At 45.2% G+C, this 18,299-nt stretch carries 16 protein-coding genes; 4 read left to right on the plus strand and 12 right to left on the minus strand.

Annotated features, from left to right (window positions below):
* Positions 1 to 56: 56 nt before the first annotated feature.
* The 4 genes from ECA1_RS11885 to ECA1_RS11900 form a co-directional block, all read right to left on the minus strand.
* Positions 57 to 836: a phosphotransferase family protein gene (locus ECA1_RS11885; RefSeq protein ID WP_060792573.1), complete on the minus strand. Its 780-nt coding sequence runs from the start codon at positions 834 to 836 to the stop codon at positions 57 to 59.
* 104 nt (positions 837 to 940) lie between these two features.
* Positions 941 to 2,152 carry an ABC transporter permease gene (locus ECA1_RS11890; protein ID WP_060792574.1) on the minus strand — a complete coding sequence of 404 codons (1,212 nt, stop codon included), beginning with the start codon at positions 2,150 to 2,152 and terminating at the stop codon, positions 941 to 943.
* The gene (locus tag ECA1_RS11895) at positions 2,149 to 2,883 is read right to left on the minus strand and encodes an ABC transporter ATP-binding protein (RefSeq protein ID WP_005227728.1); all 735 of its coding nucleotides are present in this window, start codon (positions 2,881 to 2,883) and stop codon (positions 2,149 to 2,151) included. Before ECA1_RS11895 ends, ECA1_RS11890 begins: the two co-directional genes overlap by 4 nt.
* 78 nt (positions 2,884 to 2,961) lie before the next feature.
* Complete coding sequence (locus ECA1_RS11900) at positions 2,962 to 3,441, minus strand: hypothetical protein (RefSeq protein WP_005227727.1); 480 nt, start codon at positions 3,439 to 3,441, stop codon at positions 2,962 to 2,964.
* A 211-nt stretch (positions 3,442 to 3,652) separates the two neighbouring features.
* Between ECA1_RS11900 and ECA1_RS11905 the strand changes: the two genes are divergently transcribed.
* The 3 genes from ECA1_RS11905 to ECA1_RS11915 all read left to right on the plus strand — a co-directional run bounded on the left by ECA1_RS11905 (position 3,653) and on the right by ECA1_RS11915 (position 5,603).
* Positions 3,653 to 4,078, plus strand: a complete 426-nt coding sequence (locus tag ECA1_RS11905; protein ID WP_005227719.1) for an HIT family protein — start codon at positions 3,653 to 3,655, stop codon at positions 4,076 to 4,078.
* On the plus strand, positions 4,079 to 4,453 hold the full coding sequence (locus ECA1_RS11910) for a YtxH domain-containing protein (protein WP_060792575.1): 375 nt from the start codon (positions 4,079 to 4,081) through the stop codon (positions 4,451 to 4,453).
* A gap of 115 nt (positions 4,454 to 4,568) precedes the next feature.
* On the plus strand, positions 4,569 to 5,603 hold the full coding sequence (locus ECA1_RS11915; protein WP_005227715.1) for a peptidylprolyl isomerase: 1,035 nt from the start codon (positions 4,569 to 4,571) through the stop codon (positions 5,601 to 5,603).
* 169 nt (positions 5,604 to 5,772) lie between these two features.
* On the opposite strand, the gene ECA1_RS11920 is transcribed toward ECA1_RS11915, so the two are convergent.
* From ECA1_RS11920 to ECA1_RS11940, 5 genes are all read right to left on the minus strand, one after another.
* On the minus strand, positions 5,773 to 6,717 hold the full coding sequence (locus tag ECA1_RS11920) for a 3'-5' exoribonuclease YhaM family protein (RefSeq protein ID WP_034872173.1): 945 nt from the start codon (positions 6,715 to 6,717) through the stop codon (positions 5,773 to 5,775).
* Between the two features lie 16 nt (positions 6,718 to 6,733).
* Positions 6,734 to 9,409 carry an AAA family ATPase gene (locus ECA1_RS11925; protein ID WP_071859288.1) on the minus strand — a complete coding sequence of 892 codons (2,676 nt, stop codon included), beginning with the start codon at positions 9,407 to 9,409 and terminating at the stop codon, positions 6,734 to 6,736.
* Positions 9,406 to 10,596: a metallophosphoesterase family protein gene (locus ECA1_RS11930; protein WP_236596112.1), complete on the minus strand. Its 1,191-nt coding sequence runs from the start codon at positions 10,594 to 10,596 to the stop codon at positions 9,406 to 9,408. Before ECA1_RS11930 ends, ECA1_RS11925 begins: the two co-directional genes overlap by 4 nt.
* Positions 10,597 to 10,789: 193 nt before the next feature.
* A complete protein-coding gene (locus ECA1_RS11935; RefSeq protein WP_005227708.1) occupies positions 10,790 to 11,131 on the minus strand; it encodes a YlbF/YmcA family competence regulator in 342 nt (113 codons plus the stop codon).
* A 70-nt stretch (positions 11,132 to 11,201) separates the two neighbouring features.
* Positions 11,202 to 13,364 (minus strand): PBP1A family penicillin-binding protein, encoded by a 2,163-nt coding sequence (locus ECA1_RS11940; RefSeq protein WP_060792578.1) that lies wholly within the window; start codon positions 13,362 to 13,364, stop codon positions 11,202 to 11,204.
* Positions 13,365 to 13,555: 191 nt separating this feature from the next.
* On the opposite strand from ECA1_RS11940, the gene ECA1_RS11945 reads away from it, so the two are divergent.
* On the plus strand, positions 13,556 to 14,410 hold the full coding sequence (locus tag ECA1_RS11945) for an RluA family pseudouridine synthase (RefSeq protein WP_060792579.1): 855 nt from the start codon (positions 13,556 to 13,558) through the stop codon (positions 14,408 to 14,410).
* Between the two features lie 93 nt (positions 14,411 to 14,503).
* Here ECA1_RS11945 and ECA1_RS11950 read toward each other — a convergent pair whose 3' ends face one another.
* From ECA1_RS11950 to ECA1_RS11960, 3 genes are all read right to left on the minus strand, one after another.
* Positions 14,504 to 15,526 carry a M23 family metallopeptidase gene (locus tag ECA1_RS11950; protein ID WP_060792580.1) on the minus strand — a complete coding sequence of 341 codons (1,023 nt, stop codon included), beginning with the start codon at positions 15,524 to 15,526 and terminating at the stop codon, positions 14,504 to 14,506.
* Positions 15,527 to 15,722: 196 nt separating this feature from the next.
* The gene (locus ECA1_RS11955) at positions 15,723 to 16,442 is read right to left on the minus strand and encodes a pseudouridine synthase (protein WP_060792581.1); all 720 of its coding nucleotides are present in this window, start codon (positions 16,440 to 16,442) and stop codon (positions 15,723 to 15,725) included.
* 69 nt (positions 16,443 to 16,511) lie between these two features.
* On the minus strand, positions 16,512 to 18,158 hold the full coding sequence (locus tag ECA1_RS11960; RefSeq protein WP_015510492.1) for a putative polysaccharide biosynthesis protein: 1,647 nt from the start codon (positions 18,156 to 18,158) through the stop codon (positions 16,512 to 16,514).
* Positions 18,159 to 18,299: the final 141 nt, after the last annotated feature.

Here is an 18,299-nt window from a genome sequence, read left to right on the forward strand (position 1 = left end):
TTTCTTCCTTTCCGAAAAAACAAGATGGAACCAAATTGCCTCGCTCCATCTTCTCTTCATTCACTATAAATTCGTTTTAATTGTAAAATCTCTGCATTCATGGCTTTGTAATCGCCCCGCAGATAATATTTTTTGACCTCTTGCAGCATACTCAACAATGCATACCAATAAATTTTTTCGATCACTTCGCTGCTGCTATGGATACCGTAGCGCACCAGCCAATGGGACCAGCTGGATAGCGGCACATAGTGACCTAAAATAGTCCCGATATCGATTGCTGGATCTGCAAACATCACGGAATCCCAATCGACTAAATACAAATAGTTTTGACAAACCAGCCAATTTCGATAGTTGACATCGCCATGGACGACCGCGGCTTTTTGCTCGTCAAAAGCTGGAATATTGGCTTTTAAATACTCGGTGACCAAATGAATAAAACGGTTTTGAGCCACCGCAGAAGGCAGCTGATCTTGATAATCCATCAGCATTTGTTCAGGCGTTCTGACTTGTCCGCCGATTTTGCTTAGCATCTGTGCCAGCGTTTTTGAATGATGCAAGTGATACAACACATCAATGACGTCATTTCTTTGGCCGATCTCATCGGGATCTAAGACCCGTCCATCCAGCCATTCTTGTGCGGAGAGCGTATCCCCATTTCCCGTCCGTTTCGTCCAGACGAGTTTGGGTGCAATGCCCTCTTTAGAGAGTGCCGCAAGCATCGGGGTCGTATTTCGTTTGATAAAGACTTTGTCGTTGTCCTTGAGCCCGATATAGGCTTTCCCGGTGTCGCCTTTGATCGGCCGCATACGCCAATCTTGATCCAAGCGAATATCCATCCTAGCTTCTCTCCTTATTTCGCAGTACCTCTTATTCTAGCTTCCTAAAGGGTCGCCGTCAAGCGCATATGCGTTCGCTTTTTGTAAGAGAGGTTTCCTGAGGATCAGGCGTGCATTTTCTTTAATCGCCCTGGCAAGTAGATGCCTAAAAAAAGACCCGCAAAGAGGAAGAAGCCCACAAAAGCGATGCCCCCTTGCCAAACAACGGGCAAGCGCAAGCAACAGATCACGCCGAAAAAAACAGTCGTCACAAGCAAAAGTGACCCGATAATTTTTTTGATTGCTGCGGCTTTTTGTTTTTCTGGCACGGGATACAAATGGGTCAAAACCATGTATTGAAATTCATTGATCAAAGGGATCAGTTGGAAACCGATCAGATAAAGAAACAAGCAGCCGATCAGCAGACTGATCCAAAGCTCATCGACAAAGAATAAGACGAAGCCACCAATCAAGGATAAACGGACATAAAGACCGCCGTATTGCCCACCACGAATCACTCGGCGCAAGTAAAGATAAAGATACGTATTGCTTTGGGCTGGTTTGATCTTTGCCAGCAACCAGTCGAGGTATTTGCGTCGTTTGGCTTCCGTCGTGATTTGGGGAACATCTGTAAACAAGTTGATAAACCGATAGATCCGTAATAAGCGCGATTGCTCGGCTTGGATCATATAGTCCCAATCCAAGAGCTGACGATTAGATTTCACGCCAAAGAGGAACCAGATTGCTTGGAGGATGCTGATCACCAACCCTAGCCAAGGTGCTACATAAATACTGGCAAGTGTGGCAGCTAACGCACTGGCGAACCAGATTCCTCGCTGCTGTTTGACTTGCTGCTGTGTTTCTTGATACAACCGAATCCGCTGCAGTGAAAGATCCCCCAATTTTAACAGCCACATCATTCCTAAAAAGAAGGGAAAGGAAGCAAATGTACTGTTTGCTGTGACCACGACTAAAGGCATCGTTGCTCCTACGGCTAAAAATAAGACCCCAAAGGGCAGCCAGAGAGAATAACGCAGAGCTTGACTGAGGTAACTTCTCATTTGCCCTTCTTTGGCTAACAGAAAAATCAAATCTGCCGGTTTCGTCAGTGTCGCTAAACGTCCCAGCGGTAAAACAAAGAGCCAAACAGCGACCACGATGACGCCGCCTAATGGAAACGGCCGCGGCAATGTTTTTAGCAATTCCGAATAATACAGCCCTAGGCCTCCCACTAAGAAGGTGCTGATCAAAGCAAAATGATCATTGAAGACATAGCGCAAATAGCGTGTCATCTGTTTTTGATGCCGCTGTAAGCGTTGCGAGAAAAACTGCTTCATGCTTGACTCTCCTTTGTCAGTGCGAGGTACAGATCATCAAGGGAGGCTTCTGGTGCTTGAAATTGGCTTCTTAGCTGCGCCAATGTCCCTTGTGCGCGGATCTCACCGTTATGCAGTAGGATGAATTTGTCACAATACTTCTCTGCGGTTGCTAAAATGTGGGTGGACATCAAAATTGATGCCCCGGTTTGTTTCATCTCATTCATCAGTTCCAATAACGCATTGATCGCTAAAGGATCTAATCCTAGAAAAGGTTCATCAATGATGTAGACGCTTGGCTCAATCAAAAAGGCACACAACACCATGACTTTTTGTTTCATCCCTTTTGAGAAGTTTGCTGGGAACCAATCGAGTTTGTTTTCTAAGCGAAAGGTTTTTAATAAACGCTCCGCTCGCTTCATGGCTTCTTCTTGCGGAAGATCATAGGCCATCGCTGTCACTTCAATGTGCTCTCTTAAGGTCAATTCTTCATATAAAGATGGGGTTTCGGGAATATACCCGATTTGTTTGCGGTATTGCTCTGGGTTCTCCTTCAAGGTCAAGCCGTCGATCGTGATCGTCCCGCTGTGAGGTTGCAGTAACCCGATGATTTCTTTGATCGTCGTACTCTTCCCCGCCCCATTCAAGCCAATCAGACCAACGAGCTCACCATCGCCGATCGTAAAATCAATATTTTTTAAGACTGGCAGCTGGTTATAACCGCCTGTCACATTTGCTACTTGTAAAGTCATTCTTTTCCTCCGATTCGCCTAATTACGGCTTTCTGTCAACGTAGGCTCTTTTTTTCAATCCGCTAGCAAAACCGTTGCTTATTTTTCTTTATTCGTGACTTGTAAGATAAATTCGTTTTCTCCCACTGTAATGGTTTCTTGCGGCAATTCTTGGCTGCCAAAGCGTTCTTGCCACAGTTGTGCATCACTCGCTGGAAAAATGACCATTTGGATCGCACCGGCGGCAAGGCGGGTAGTAAAGGCTTGAACAGCAGCAGGTTCAGCATAGGAAACCAGACTGATCCTCAGCTCTTCTTTTTGATACCCTTGGTCGATCGCCCAGGTCTCAACGGCTGTCTCCAATTCACTTTGCACCGTAGGGTCCATCGCTGTTTCAGTGACGATGGCGGCATTGACTACTTCTTCTTTTGGACGCGTTAGCGAATAGGTGATCGAACCTGCGAACACCACAAACAGCGTGATCGCAATCAACCATTCTTTATAGGCATAAGCCAAATAGCGGAGCTTCGCTGAAGTCGTTGTTTTTTTCTGTAAGGTTTCTTTGATGATCGGTTTCATAGGTTCCTTCTTTCCAATTGATTTCTGATATTAAGTCTAGGGTTGTTGGAATCTAAATGCAAGCGTTTCTCGCTCGCTTTTCGCATTTCTTTAAAAAGCGCCTTTGTTGAAGGAACAGTTGCCTTGTTCCGACTTTTTCAAAGAGGAAACCAGACGAAAAAAAGCAAAATATGGTAAAGTAGAGGTAATAGATCAAGGAGGTTTTTTTACAATGGAAAATTGTATTTTTTGTAAAATCAACAATCGTGAGATCCCTAGCTACAAAGTCTACGAGGATGAGCAAGTTTATGCCTTTTTAGATATTTCCCAAGTCACCCCTGGTCATACATTGGTGATTCCCAAAACCCATGTGACGGATATTTTTGAGTACGATGAAACGTTGGCAGCAGCGGTTTTTGCCCGCATCCCTAAGATTGCTCGGGCGATCGAAAAAGCATTCCCTGAGATCGAAGGCTTAAATATCATCAACAACAATAAAGAATTGGCGTACCAATCGGTCTTCCATTCCCATGTCCATTTGATTCCTCGTTACAGCAAAGACGATGATTTCAAGATCCATTTTGGCAATCACGCAGACAATTACACGGGGGAAGAACTAGCGGCAATCGCCGAAAAAATTGGAAAGCAGGTGGACTAAATGATCGGCAATTTTCTTAAAGGACTATTATTCGGGTCCATCGCCGGCGGCTTAGGCGGTTTGCTTTTTGCACCGAAAAGCGGCAATGAAACCCGTGAAGAATTGATTCGCTATTTAGATGACACGACAGAAGCGACCTTAGAATTCAATGACAGCGTCAAACAGCTAAAAGATGCCGTAATGGTGACCCGCAAAACGATCGACGAAACGATCCCTGTTGTTACGGAGTCTTTCACGAAAGATTTGGAAGCCTTCAAATTCCAAGCCCAACCGCGCCTTGCTCGGATCAAGACCCAAATGGAGCAATTGAATCAACACATTACGACGATTCAAGCCCAAAGCGCAGCGGATGACAAACAAATCGAAAATTTGTAGTTTTTATGAATTTTGTTTGAAACATCCACTGTTTTCTTCCCAACCATTTCTAGAAGTGGTATAGTAGGTGCAGTGATTATTATGAATCTTTTTAGAATTAGGAGTGCTTAAACGAATGAAGAAAAAATTACTTTTAGTAGCAGTCAGTGCAATGAGTCTTTTTGCATTAGCGGCTTGTGGAAACTCAAGTGAGGAAATCGCAACAATGAAGGGCGGTAAAATCACTGTTCAAGATTTTTATGACAAAGCAAAAACAAGTTCAGAAAACCAACAAGCGTTGCGTCAAATGATCGTCTTAAAAGTCTTTAATGAAAAATACGGCGATGACGTGACTGAAGAAATGATCGACGAACAATTCAACAACGTGGCTGAACAATACGGCGGTAGTGATTCCTTTGAATCAACCTTGACTGCTTCTGGTTATACGGTGAAATCTTACCGTGCAGAATTGAAAGAACAGCTTGCGTTACGTGAAGGCTTAAAAGCCAACATGGATATTACTGATGAAGAAATGAAAACTGCTTGGGATTCTTTCCACCCAGAAGTAGAAGCACAAATCATCAAAGTAGCAAGTGAAGATGATGCCAAAGATGTCTTAGAAGAAGCGAAAAAAGATGATGCTGACTTTGGCGAAATCGCTAAAGAAAAATCAACGGATGCAGCAACAAAAGAAGATGGCGGAACGATCAAATTCGATTCTACGTCAACTGCTGTGCCAAACGAAGTGAAAACAGCCGCTTTTGATTTAAAAGATGGTGAAATCTCTGAAGTGATCTCTGCAACCAACACGTCGACTTATACGACGGAATACTATATCGTGAAAATGGTGAAAAACCAAGACAAAGGCAACGATATGGATAAATACAAAGATGAATTGACTGAAATTGCTCAAAACACGTTGTTGAATGATTCAACCTTTATGGCAGCAACGATCGGTCAAGAATTGCAAGCAGCCAACGTGAAAATGAAAGACTCTGACTTAGCAGACTTGCTTTCTGATTACATCACAGCTGCCGAAACAGAAGATTCAACTGCTGACTCTTCTGCAACGGATGCAACAGACAGCTCTGCAGCAGATTCTTCTGCTACTGAGGCAACCGATGATTCTACTGCAACAAGTGAAAGTGCTACAGATTCTTCTGCTGAATAAACAAAAAAAGAAGTGCCGTCATAGCGGTGCTTCTTTTTTTGTGCCGATTAGATTTCTATCTACGATTCAACTGCTTTTCCAGCAGCTAAAAAAGCCACGCTAAGCAAGCCTAGCGTGGTTTTTGTTCTTTCCGTCATTCACTTTAGTTGATCGTGCTACAAGGTCACCGCTACACTTCTTTCGGTACATAAAAACTCCGATTGTCCATGCCAAAAATTCGGTCTGTGTATTGACCAGGTTCCGTTAAACGAATCGACGTCAGCATCATTTGCATGGAAGCATCCAAATTATCGATCTGATGGAGGATCTCCGCTTCCATTATGCGGGGGCGAACAGGTGACCCATATTCTAATAAGCCATGGTGGGCTAAAACCATATGCCGCAAAACAACGATATCTTCTTCTTTGTCATCAAATTTCAAAGCCATACAGGCTTGCGTGATTTCTTCATCCACTAAGACCAAATGCCCTACTAGATTCCCCGCCAAGGTATACTCTGTCGTCATCGGACCTGTCAACTCGATCACTTTTCCTAAATCATGTAAAATAATGCCCGCATACAGCAGTGACGCATTTAATTCAGGGTATTCTTTGACGATCGCTTTTCCTAAGCGCAGCATAGTTGTCGTATGATACGCCAATCCACTGGCGAAGGCATGGTGATTGCGCTTCGCAGCTGGAAAATCAAAGAATTCCTTTTTATACTTGTTCAACAAGAAACGGACGATGCGATTCCAGTGAGGATTTGTGATCTCAAACAAGGTTTGACTGATTTCTTCTTCCATCTCTTCTTTTCGCAAGGGCGCTTTTTCCATGTATTGGCTTGGTTCGTGGGGTTCTTCCGGCTTCGCTAAACGCAAATGCATGATTTTGACTTGCGGATTGCCTTGGTAAACTTCTCGTTTCCCATCTAGTAGTACCACTTTCCCGGGTTCAAAACGGGCGATTTCTTCATCTGATGCATCCCAAAACTTTCCATCAATCGTGCCAGATGTATCCTGAAACGTGAAGGCAATAAACTTTTTGCCGTTTTTCGCGATCCGTACATCGGCATTTTTGATCAGTAAGAAAAGTTGAAACGTTTCATCAACAGTTAATTCACGAATTTTTTTCATGGGCTTATTTGGCCGATCAGCCAAATCTTTCACTTCCTTTACTCAGATCCTCGATAGGCTGCTGGTACTTCTGATAATAGCTTACCATTTCTTGGTCAGAAGACAAACAAATTACTTGATAACTTTGTCCAAACTCTTTTAATAGTGCTGCGAAGCGTTCCTTACGAACACTGTCATAATGCAACCAACCATCATCAATAATGATCGGGCACAAAGGATGATTTTTTTGCAGCGCTAGATAACCGAAACGTAACGCCATGATCAACTGATCCTTCGTTCCTGTGGACAAGTCAATGATCGAAAAGGTCTCGCTGGCATTTGCCGCTACTAACAGACCATTTTCCAGAAGAATCTTTTGATAACGTCCGTTTGAAAGCTGTTCAAAATAAGTCGAAGCGGCTGACAATAGCTGCGGCAATTGCTGTTCTGACAATTCAGTCGTGACATCCGTCAAAATTGAAGCCGCCAACTGACGACTGCCCCATGCCACAGCGAGTTCTTCAATGACCGCCTTCAGCTCACTTTCTTCTTGATAAAGCTGATTCAAGGTGCCGTTTTTTTGACTGGCTGCTGCTTCTAATTCCAAGCGTTGTTTGTGCTCCGTCAACTGCTGCATTTGTGCCTGAAGCTGTGTTTGCTGCTGCTTGATCTGGTCTTTTTGCTGCAGCAATTCTGCTTGTGTGACTGGTTTGGGATAGATCGGTGTTAACATCCCCGCCAATTCTTCTGCTCGCTGCTGCGTGCGCTGCGCTGCTTCCCATTGCTTCAACCAGAGGCTGATTTCTGCAGGGTGATCTAACCCTTGCTGCTGCAAGAGCGCACTGGCTTGGGCAAACAGCTGGTCGCGTTCGTTGCGGGTACGGGTCAATTGTTGGGCCAGTAACGTGCTAGGTTGTTGCAACCGCGAAAGCTTGATCGTTTGCATCTCTTCATGAAACTTCTGCAACATCGCCGCTTTTTCTAACAAGGTTTTGTTTTGCAGCGGCAGCCACTCCGCATACGGGCGGAATTGCTCCTCAAAGGGGGCCAATTCTTCCGTGACAGCTTGCCGTTCTTGATAGGCTTGCTTGCGCTGCTGCGAGTAGGCTTGATAGCTAGCAACATCTTCATCATAAGCGAATAGATGCGACTGCCAGTTTTCCACCGGCAAATCACCAAAAAAGGGTGTCAACGCTTGGTGGGCACGGCTGATCTGCTGCTGCTTTTGCTGCTGCTCATTTTCCAGCTGTGCCAACTCTTCGCCCAGTAGATCCAGCTGCATGAGGACCGTCTGCCATTCTTGCTTGACGCCTTGCTGCTTGTTTGGTGCTGCTTTCATCAGCGGCAAAATACTGCCGATGATCGATGAGATCCCCGCACCTAATGCAAGCCAGCGCCACGGACTTGGCAAAAAGATACCGATCACTGTGACTAGCCCACCGACGATCCCTAGCGGCCATAGCGGGCGAGAAACGGGCTTGCGGCCAATCAATTGAGGATGCTGCTGTTCTAAGCGGGCCGCGGTGGCTTGCAAAGATTGCGCTTTTTCTTCTAAACGCCTCATGCGCTTTTCGAGCTCTTCTAACTGCACACGTTCTTGCAGTAAACGTGTGGTTTGTTCATGGATCGAAGCCGTTACTAGCGGCGGCGATTCTCTGCTCCACTGGCGCTTTTCAATCAAGCGATTCAACTCTGTGATGGCGACAGTTTCTTGTTGATTGGCTGCTGCTTCACGATCTGCCAAACGCGCCATCGTCACTTGCTGCTGCAGCAAGTGACTGATCTGATGCTCGTGATCAAGGTAAAAGAAATACTTGTCTGATTCTTTTCCTTGCTCCAACTGATCTAATTCGGCTTCTTTTTTGCGAATTTCTTCCGTCAGCTGCTGATACTGCTGATAAAACTGTTTGATGGCTTGGACTTGCTGAGGATCGGCTAGCGTATCTGCTGGTGCCATTTGCTGCCACTCTTTATAAAGGCCCCAGTGACTCAGCTGTTGCTGATTTTCCTGATAAGCGTCATTCAATGCTTGATACTGGTGCCGCAAGTCTTGGATCTGTTCTTGCAGCTGGGCGATCTGTTGATACTGCTGTTGGATGCGGCTTTCTTCGCTTTCTTTTTCCGCAATCGTTTTTTGCAGTTTTTCTAATTGTTTTAACGCTTGGTTCAAAGGCAGCTTTTGCCCTCGTGGCTTGTATTGCTGCTGATTGGTGGTTTCATATTGCGCCACTTGCTGCAGCATTTTTTGACTGCCGCTGATCCCTAGAGAAATCAACGCTTGGTGCAGCTCATTTTCTTCTAGCTTATCGATCTGGGTCAATTGCTCTTGCTGAAAAGTAAAGACATCGAAGAACAATGCTCGATTGAGGGGCTGCAGGTGTTGTGCCAGCCATTGCTCATCGACCGTCTGGCCAGCGACATGGACTTTGGCACGACCACGGTCCACTTGCCGATAGCGTTCCACGATCACTTCACCGAAGGGTTCCAGCGCCAACCATAACTTGCCACCGTAAGCAGCACCGTTTTTGGGGGTATAGTCTTTTTTCTTGGCTGTCTTTTTCGGAAAGCCAAACAAAATGGCGGCAATAAATTGATACAACGTCGATTTTCCGATCTCGTTGTGCCCAAAGAGCAGCTGATTTTGCGGATGAAAGGCAAAGCTTTGTTCATGGTATTTCCCAAAACCGGTAATCTCTGCTTTTAAAATTCTCATGACTGCTCCTCCCATTGAAAGTCGTCTTTCAACAATTGCTTGGCTTGCTGCAAGACTTCTTCTTGAAATGATTCATGGGTGATCCCCCGCTGGATCAGTGGATGCTGCAATAGATCCGACAATCGATCCGCAAACATCTCTGGCGACTCATACATCGCTAAAAACTGCAGCATATAATCTTCTGATACCACCAATGCGATCTTGTCTTCATTGGCTTGCTCGACTTCAAGGGCATAGATCACTTGCAGCGGCTCTGTTTGTGCCAACCGTTCATTGAGGTAGGTCAGCCATTCATTTTTTTCCGCAGCTGGAAACCAATCTGGCGGCAGCTGCTGCACATCGGTCAACACCAGATGCAGCAAGCGCGAACGAGGACTTTTTAAGCGCTCGATGATCGCTGGCAATACGGCATTCGAGGCAGTCACATCCGCTAAGGAGACCACTTGCTTTTGCCAAGCGATCTCTGCGATCTCCAAGCGCTCGATCGTTGGTCCCTGCGGCGTTAAGTCTGCCAAAATCACCCCAGTCGCCTGTTCTTTCTTGGTCTTTCCTTGAGGTGTACCTGGATAGAGAATCGGTGGCTGCTCTGAGAGCGTCTTAGGTACATGGATGTGCCCCAAGCCCCAATAATCATAGCCTTTTTGTTTCATTTCACTGATTGAAAAGGGGGCATACCGTTCACCAGCTTGGTCCCCGTGGTAAAGCCCGATATGGTAATCCACCGCTGCTCTTGCAGGAAATTCTGTTACTTTATTTTCAGTGATCCAAGGATGTTGGTAGCTAAATCCACTGATTGCATAGGTTTCACCGTTTTTCGTTGTTCCTTGAACCGTTTGAACTTCTTCTGATGAAAAGAGAATGACATTTTCTGGAAAAGCAAACCAATACCGTTGCGGATCATAATAATCATGGTTGCCGAAAATCATATAGACAGGGATCTGTGCTTCCCCTAGTCGTTGCAGTTGGGCAAAAAAGTCATGCTGCACTTTTAGACTCGGCCGTGCTTGATGGAATGTATCCCCAGCCAGCAAAACAAAATCGACCGCTTTTTCTAAGGCAACATCCACCAAATTACGGATGATTTTTTGATTGATGGCAGGGAGTTGGGTCTTCACTTTTTCAGATAACAAATGAACCCCTTCAAATGACCGGTCGATATGCAGGTCTGCACTATGTAAAAATCGCATTTCTTTCTCCCTCCTTAATGCTTCTATCATAACATTTCTCAGGCATTTCGTCAGCAAAATACGAAAATTTGTTCGCCTTTTTCATAAAAAAAACCAAAGAAGCGATTTTGAAACTTCTTTGGAAAAGGCTCTTGCAGTTGCAGCCGATTGCTCTGAAGATTCACTTGCTTCTTTGGTCTTTGTTGGTTGGCGATTACGCTTCGTATAGATCTCTTACAGGACCCATGATGATGCGGTTCAAGTCATTGGCTACTAAGCTGAAGGCTTGCTCTTTTTGCATCAAGTCAGAAACAATGCCGTCTTGCTGAATTTTTTGCGATAATTCTTGGGCTTTTTGCGCTTCTTCTTCTGTCATTTCTTCGCCAGCCATCATTTTTTGTTGCAGGCTTTGTTGCAACTCTTGAAACTCTTTGAATAACGCATACGCTTCTTCATTTGCTTTCAAGCGGTCGAAAGAACCTTTCAAATCTTGAAACTGTTCTGACTCGCGTAATTCACGTTCTAATTGGTTTGCTGTATCATAAATATTTGCCATTTTGACGCCTCCTCTTTTTTTCTAGTATACCATTCTTCTCAGGTTCTAGACTAGCAGTTGCCTAATTCCTTTAATTTCCGCTGATGGAATTCCACAAGCCGCCAAACAGTTCTTTCGTTCCTTCTTTGATCTTGCTGCCGAATTCCTTCATACCTTCTTTGGCGCTTTCGGCAAAGTCATCGATGGTTTTCTGCCAATCATTGCCATTTTGTGACGTACTGCTCTCAGGATCTGGTACTTCATCGGCTGCCATCAATTTTCCACCTGTCCAATAAGCGTCTGCAACTTGGAATTGGGTGCCTTGACTATAAGGCAGTAAGCTTTCGGCCTCTGCTTTGAATATTTTCCCAACGACTTGTCCGCTAGTTCCCGTTAAGTAATGATCTTCACTCACATGCTCAAATCCTAACCAAGTTGAAAGAACCATATCAGGAGTATAGCCGACGATCCATTGGTCATTGACCTTAGAAGCATCAAAGTTGGTCTCTGTCGTACCTGTCTTGCCGGCGATCGTAAAGCCGTACGGACTGGCACTAACACCCGTCCCGTTAGAGAAGGTGCCCAGCATCATGCTCGTCATTTTATCAGCGGTCTCTTTAGAAATCACCCGTTTGCCTTGCACAGACGTATTGTCAACGATCACGGAACCAGTTGAATCAACGATTTTGGTGATCAAATGCGGTTTGTAGTAATACCCGCCATTTGCGAAAACGCCATACGCTGCTGCCATCGTCATGGGTGATTCCCCTTTTTCCAAACCACCTAATGCTAAGCCATAATATTTGTCGGATTCGGTCAAGGAAAGTCCAAACTCTTGTGCTTTGCTGTACCCACGATCTAAGCCGATCTCATGCAACAGCCAAACTGCTGGCAGATTCAGGCTTTGGGCGAGGGCTTGATACATGACTGCTTCGCCAGCATAGGTCCCATCAAAGTTTTGAGCATCATAAAAATCGAGGGGCTCGTCTTTCAGGATACTGTCGGGTTCAAACCCAGCTTCTAGGGCAGGGGCGAAGACGCTGATCGGTTTGATCGTGGAGCCTGGTGAACGTTTCATTTGCGTGGCAAAATTAAAGCCTCTAAAGACGTGCTCGCCACGACGACCCACCACCGCTTGCACCCCACCGGTATTCGGATCAAGTGCGACAGAGCCTGATTGCACCATCGTGCCATCAGCGGCATTTTCAGGGAACAAGGCATCGTTTTTATAGGCAGCTTCCATTTGCGCTTGGTAGTTTTGATCCAGTGCTGTATAGATCTTGTAGCCGCGATTCATGACATCATCGGCGTCCAACCCATAGGATTCGGCTTCATCGATGACCGCATCGAAATAATAAGGATACTTATAGCCAGATTCTGAATTGCCAAATCCATCATACAGTAAATTAGCTAAGGCAACTTGTGATTCTTGGTCAGCAACGGACTGGTCCAACTTGCCGTTATCCACCATCAAACTCAAGACGGTATCGCGACGGTTCGTGGCGTTTTCCAGATTGTCGATCGGGTTATAGATCGAAGGACCTTTGAGCATCCCCACCAACGTCGCAGCTTCTCCCACGCTTAGTTCAGAAGCATTGACACCGAAATATTTTAGCGAGGCATCTTGAATGCCCCAAACCCCGTTACCAAAATAGGAACTGTTCAAATACATTTCCAAAATCTCATCTTTAGAATATTTCTTCTCGATCTCGATCGCTAAGAAAAGCTCCTTGGCTTTTCGACTAAAGGTTTGATCCAAGGACAGATAGGCATTTTTGGCAAGCTGCTGGGTGATGGTACTTCCCCCACCGCCTTCGGCACTGCGGTTGACCAGCATGCGCAGGGCTGCTCGAGCGATCCCCTTGATATCAAACCCGTGGTGATTATAGAAGTTGCGGTCTTCGGTTGAGATCAAGGCGTTGACCACATCACTGGAAATGGCATCAAGAGAAACGTACGTGCCTTTTTGCGAGTACAACTGCCCTGCTTCATCGCCATTGGCATCAAAAATCACCGTCGATTCTTTCAGACCTGACTCTAATTCACTGACTTTCGTATTTTTGGCGATATAAAACAAATACCCGCTCATGATTAAGATAGCAACTAAACTAAGTAAAATAAAAATTTTATTTACGTGGTATTTTTTCCAAACCCGCTTGCGCCATTGATGAAATTGCTGCAAATACGGTTTTAACCAGCGCCAAAAGGTCAGCCAACCGGTCTTTATTTTGTGAAGGATGTGTTTCCAATCCATTACTTCACGCTCCTTTGGTTAAGTGTAGCATAAATGACTTTCTTTGTTATACGGCTCTAGACGTAATTTCATTCGAAAAGAATGCTTTATTATTCTAGCATTGAATGCTCTGTTTTTTATTGTTTTTTTTATAAGAAAAGCTTAAAGATGCTATAATAGTCGGTAGCGAACAGCAAAGAAAGGACGTTTTTATGGAATACACCATGACTTTACCCGAAAATCACCCGCCCATGCCGCTTCGCGATTTGTTGGAACGGGAGTGGCTCGTCCCACGAAAAGTGCGCCATTTTCTGCGCACGCGGAAAAATGTAATCGTCAATCAGCAGCCCGCGATGTTTCATCAAGAAGTTCGTGGCGGCGATCAAATCACTTTGATCATTGAAGACAGTGATTACAGCTATCAGCCGATCCAGTTAGGCCAAGCAGACAAAGTCGACGTACGTTTTGAAGATGAGCACTTATTGGTGCTGAACAAGCCTGCGGGGGTCAAGACGCACCCCAATCAGCCATTAGAAGCAGATACCCTATTGAATGATGCAGCTGCTTACCTTGCGCCGAAACAGCAGCAGCCTTATGTGGTCCATCGTCTAGACAAAGAAACCAGCGGTGTCGTTTTATTCGCAAAAAATCCTTTGGTGTTGCCGATCTTGGGTCGAATGTTGGAAAACAAACAGATTTTCCGCCGCTATCAAGCCACAGTTTGGGGCAAACTTACGCAAGATCAAACGATCGCCAAAAAAATCGGTCGTGACCGTCACGATCGTCGCAAGCGAATCATTGACCCCCGCAACGGTCAGTCAGCCGTCACCCATGTAACCATCGCCCACACCCAACAAAAGACGACCGATGTGTATTGTGTGTTAGATACGGGGAGGACCCACCAAATTCGCGTCCACCTTGCCAGTATCGGTCATCCAGTCGTCGGTGACCCGCTTTACCAAAACAAACCAGCGCCGCGTTTGCTGCTGCATGGCTATGAATTGCATCTGGAGCATCCCTTTACCAAAGAACAGTTAGTGATCATCGCTCAACCGGGCTTGTGGTAAACAAAAAAAGCATGACGACTTGAGGAACCCCTCTTGTCAGTCATGCTTTTTGGTTTCAGATGTTTTTTTAATGTTTCTACTCGGTGCTTCGGCTTATAGCGGTAAGTAAGCTGCTGGATCAACGAAATCTGACCACAACGTCTTACTCAATCCAAAGTGCAAATGGACGCCAGTCGAGTTTCCAGTCGTCCCCATCGTACCGACTTGCTCGCCGACTGCAACGGTTGCCCCCTTCGAGACACTGATAGCTGTTAAGTGAAAATAATACGAGTAAAAGCCGTTATCATGAGCCAAAATCACGTAATTCCCCGTGCTTGGACCATAACCAGCATCTTCTACCTGACCATCACGAGCGGCGACGATCTTCTCCCCCGCTTGACCTGTAAAGTCGATCCCATCATGCTGCGTCCCAGAAAAACCAGTTGGGTCAGCTCGAGTACCAAAACCGCTGGAGATCGACACGGCGCCCGTGATTGGCAGTGAAAATTCACTGGCTGCTGCTTTCTCTGCTGCTTCTTTGGCTTTTTGTTTTGCTTCTTCAGCGGCTTTTGCTTCTTTGTCCACTTTTTCTTGCAAGTCTTGTACTTGCGCTTGCGTTTGCTGCAACTTCTCTTGTTGGCTCTGCAATTCTTCTTTTGCTGTTGCTAGTTGTTCTTTACTATGTACTAATTGGGCTTGCGTCAAGGTTTGGTACGAAGTGATTCGTTGCTGTTGGGCTTCTTTTTCCGCCAATTGTTGGTTCACTTCCCGTAAAGCCGCTTGTTGTTCACTAAACTTGCGTAGTTGTTGGATCGTGGCTTGTGGTCCGTCGACTACCGGGCTGCTTGGCGCTTGGCTTTCTTGATGCTGGGCTTTTTGGTCATTCAGAGCAGCGATCTGCGTTTGAACTTCCTGGCTTTCTTGTGCTAATTGGCTTAATTCTTCCTGATAATCTGCTAATTGACTTTCCAGCGCTGTGACTTTCTGTTGGCTAGTGGTGACTTCCTCTTCATACGTTGCAAGTTCTGCAGTCAAAACCGTCAGTTCCTCGGTGCTCTTCGTTTCAGCAGCATAACTGACAGCTGGCTGGAAAAGCGGCAACGTAAGGGCGAGCAATAAAAAAATCTTTTTCTTCAATGAGGCAACTCCTTCTTTTTTTTAGTAGCTTGGCTACTTTAACATGCTTATTCATGAAAAAAAAGAGGGTTTTTCCAACAGTTTAAAGTCTATTGTTGCAAATTTTCATGTAAATTACCTATAAAACGGGCTTTTTTTACAAATATTGCAGCAGAATAACAACTTTTATAAGAATTTCTTTAGCTCGCCAATCGCCTTATCCTCGCTCTTGCAGCTTCGCCAATTCCTCAGACGTTAATTCCCGATACTCGCCTAATGCCAAATCATCTGGCAAGGACAGGCCTCCCATGCGAATCCGTTTCAAATAAACGACTTCTTTTCCTACTGCATGGACCATCCGTTTGACTTGATGGAACTTGCCTTCATGGAGGATCAGTTTGATCTCGCTGCGCGATTCATTTTCATCGACGTTGAGGATCTGCAGCTCAGCCGGCAAGGTCCACTCGCCGTCTAATTTGATGCCTTTGGCAAAGATTTTTTGATCCTCCGCTGTCATGATTCCCTCGACTTGGGCATAATATTCTTTTTCCACATGCTTCTTAGGCGACAATAATTGATGCGCCAATCCGCCATCGTTCGTAATCAGCAAAAAGCCTTCGGTGTCTTTATCCAACCGTCCTACTGGAAACAGATCTTCGCGAAATGCTTCTTCAGAAAACAAATCTAAGACCGTCTCTTCATAGGAATCGACGGTTGCCGAAATCACGCCGGCGGGTTTATTCAGCAAATAATAAAACTGGCTTTGATAGGCGATGGGTTCCCCCTCAATACAAACGGTATCTTGTGTTTCTTGTACTTGTGCTTTGTCACTTTTGATGACTTGTCCATTGACGGTCACGAGCCCTTTTTTGATCAACTGTTTCACTTCTTTGCGGGAGCCATAGCCCATATCCGCTAAAAATTTGTCTAAACGCATCGGTTTCTTCCTTTCATATAAAACAGCCGCCAAGGTCTCACAAAGGAGGCTCAGCGGCTGCTTCTGGTTTTATTTGATGTGTAATTTCTGGCGTAAACGAACCATTGATGAGCCGAGTAGTTTTTCAGCTAAACGCAATTTCAGCGCAATGTAGATGTACACACTGCCGCCGACTCCTGCAACTAGCAAGCTCAAGATAAAGGCTTGAACTTTTCTTTCAGAGCTCAAGACAAGCCCAAAGAGTTGGCGAGCGATCAACGCTGCGATCACCATAATGATCGTCATCGCGCCAATCAATAATGTCCGTCGCAACGTCAAGTTTACATTGAAATGGCCTTTGCGAATCATCTTGCGAATGTTCAGCCAGCAGACGATCCCCAAGGCAATCGTGGTGGAAACCAATGGACCATAGACTTGGAACAAACGAATCGCTGGATACTGCAAGATCACTTTCACCAGTAACCCTACAAAGAAGAAAACAACCGCTTCTTTGTTGTGGTACATCCCTTGCAGCATACTGGAACTAAGCATAAACAAGCCTAAGACCAAACCAGACAGACAGGCAGCGACTAAGACGCTCGCCCCTAATGCATCTGGACGATAAAACAAGGTGTATAGGGGATAAGACAGTACGATCATCCCAAAAGTCGCTGGAAACATTACAAAGGAATACAATTGCAAGTTGTTGCTGATCAATTTGGCTAAGTTCTTTTTGTCTTTTTTGGCGACTGCTTCGCTGATCAAAGGTAGTCCCGTTGAAGCCATGGAAGTAGCTAATCCGATAACCACCATCGTCAGCTTATCAGGGTTGCTGCCGAAAATCGCCATTAGTTCTAAGAGCTGATCATTTGAAAATTCGGTAAAACTGCTCATCATTCGAACAAAGGTGTACTGATCCACCAATTTTAAAATCGTGATCCCAGAGCCTACGATAATAAAAGGGATCGCTTCTTTGATGGTCGCTAAAACCAATTCTTTGGTTTGCAGCACCGTTTCTTCTTTGCTCATATCCACTAAAACATCCATCCGCACCCGCTGCTTTTGGAAGTAATAGCCTAATACCAAAATGCTGGCTAAGACACCGATAAAGGCGGCAAAGGTCGATTGCGTCACGGCTGCCGTGTATTCGCCTTCGATGACCCGCATAATGATGAAGGTCGCTAAAAGCATATAACAGACACGAGCGATTTGTTCAACGACTTGCGAGATCGCAAAAGGTTTCATGTCTTGGTTTCCTTGGAAATACCCTCGCATGACACTCATACAAGGAAAAACCAATAAAGCAATACTCAATGAGCGCATCGCAGGAATCAATTCTGCGCCTCCGCCTGAAGCCGTTGCCAACCATGGGGCTGCCAAATACATGATTCCAGCGGTCACCACGCCAAAACCTGCCATCAATTGAAACGCTCTTAAAAAGAGCTTCTGGCTCGTGCGGTATTCTTGGCGAGAATTGTAAAAAGAAATCTGTTTGGCAATTGCTGAAGGGATCCCCGCAGTGGAGATCATTAAAAATAAGGCGTAAACATTATAGCCCATTCCAAACAACGCATTTGCTTTATCCGCATTTGCGCCCATCCAATAATACCAGGGTAAAATGTAAATGGCGCCAAGCAAACGTGAGCCGATATTTCCCATCGTCATCCAAGCAGATCCTTGAGCCATTTTTTCTTGTGTAGTTAATTCTTTTGACACTGAACGCATGTGTTTATCCATCGCCATTATCTCCAACTTTCTACAAACATATCCCTTCCATTTTAATTCGAAAAAGGGTTGGTCGCAATCTATTTTTGCAACATCTTAAAGTTTCTTCAAAATAAGGAGAAAAAAAAGAAAACTTTTCCCTCCCAAACGGCG

Origin of the sequence: Enterococcus casseliflavus NBRC 100478, assembly GCF_001544095.1 — a bacterium.
In the GTDB taxonomy this organism is placed as follows: domain Bacteria; phylum Bacillota; class Bacilli; order Lactobacillales; family Enterococcaceae; genus Enterococcus_D; species Enterococcus_D casseliflavus.

Excerpts from the sequence above, each read along its gene's own strand:
- ECA1_RS11885 (WP_060792573.1), bottom strand. The coding sequence starts at position 836 with ATGGATATTCGCTTGGATCAAGATTGGCGTATGCGGCCGATCAAAGGC.
- ECA1_RS11890 (WP_060792574.1), bottom strand. The coding sequence starts at position 2,152 with ATGAAGCAGTTTTTCTCGCAACGCTTACAGCGGCATCAAAAACAGATG.
- ECA1_RS11895 (WP_005227728.1), bottom strand. The coding sequence starts at position 2,883 with ATGACTTTACAAGTAGCAAATGTGACAGGCGGTTATAACCAGCTGCCA.
- ECA1_RS11900 (WP_005227727.1), bottom strand. The coding sequence starts at position 3,441 with ATGAAACCGATCATCAAAGAAACCTTACAGAAAAAAACAACGACTTCA.
- ECA1_RS11905 (WP_005227719.1), top strand. The coding sequence starts at position 3,653 with ATGGAAAATTGTATTTTTTGTAAAATCAACAATCGTGAGATCCCTAGC.
- ECA1_RS11910 (WP_060792575.1), top strand. The coding sequence starts at position 4,079 with ATGATCGGCAATTTTCTTAAAGGACTATTATTCGGGTCCATCGCCGGC.
- ECA1_RS11915 (WP_005227715.1), top strand. The coding sequence starts at position 4,569 with ATGAAGAAAAAATTACTTTTAGTAGCAGTCAGTGCAATGAGTCTTTTT.
- ECA1_RS11920 (WP_034872173.1), bottom strand. The coding sequence starts at position 6,717 with ATGAAAAAAATTCGTGAATTAACTGTTGATGAAACGTTTCAACTTTTC.
- ECA1_RS11925 (WP_071859288.1), bottom strand. The coding sequence starts at position 9,409 with ATGAGAATTTTAAAAGCAGAGATTACCGGTTTTGGGAAATACCATGAA.
- ECA1_RS11930 (WP_236596112.1), bottom strand. The coding sequence starts at position 10,596 with ATGCGATTTTTACATAGTGCAGACCTGCATATCGACCGGTCATTTGAA.
- ECA1_RS11935 (WP_005227708.1), bottom strand. The coding sequence starts at position 11,131 with ATGGCAAATATTTATGATACAGCAAACCAATTAGAACGTGAATTACGC.
- ECA1_RS11940 (WP_060792578.1), bottom strand. The coding sequence starts at position 13,364 with ATGGATTGGAAACACATCCTTCACAAAATAAAGACCGGTTGGCTGACC.
- ECA1_RS11945 (WP_060792579.1), top strand. The coding sequence starts at position 13,556 with ATGGAATACACCATGACTTTACCCGAAAATCACCCGCCCATGCCGCTT.
- ECA1_RS11955 (WP_060792581.1), bottom strand. The coding sequence starts at position 16,442 with ATGCGTTTAGACAAATTTTTAGCGGATATGGGCTATGGCTCCCGCAAA.
- ECA1_RS11960 (WP_015510492.1), bottom strand. The coding sequence starts at position 18,158 with ATGGATAAACACATGCGTTCAGTGTCAAAAGAATTAACTACACAAGAA.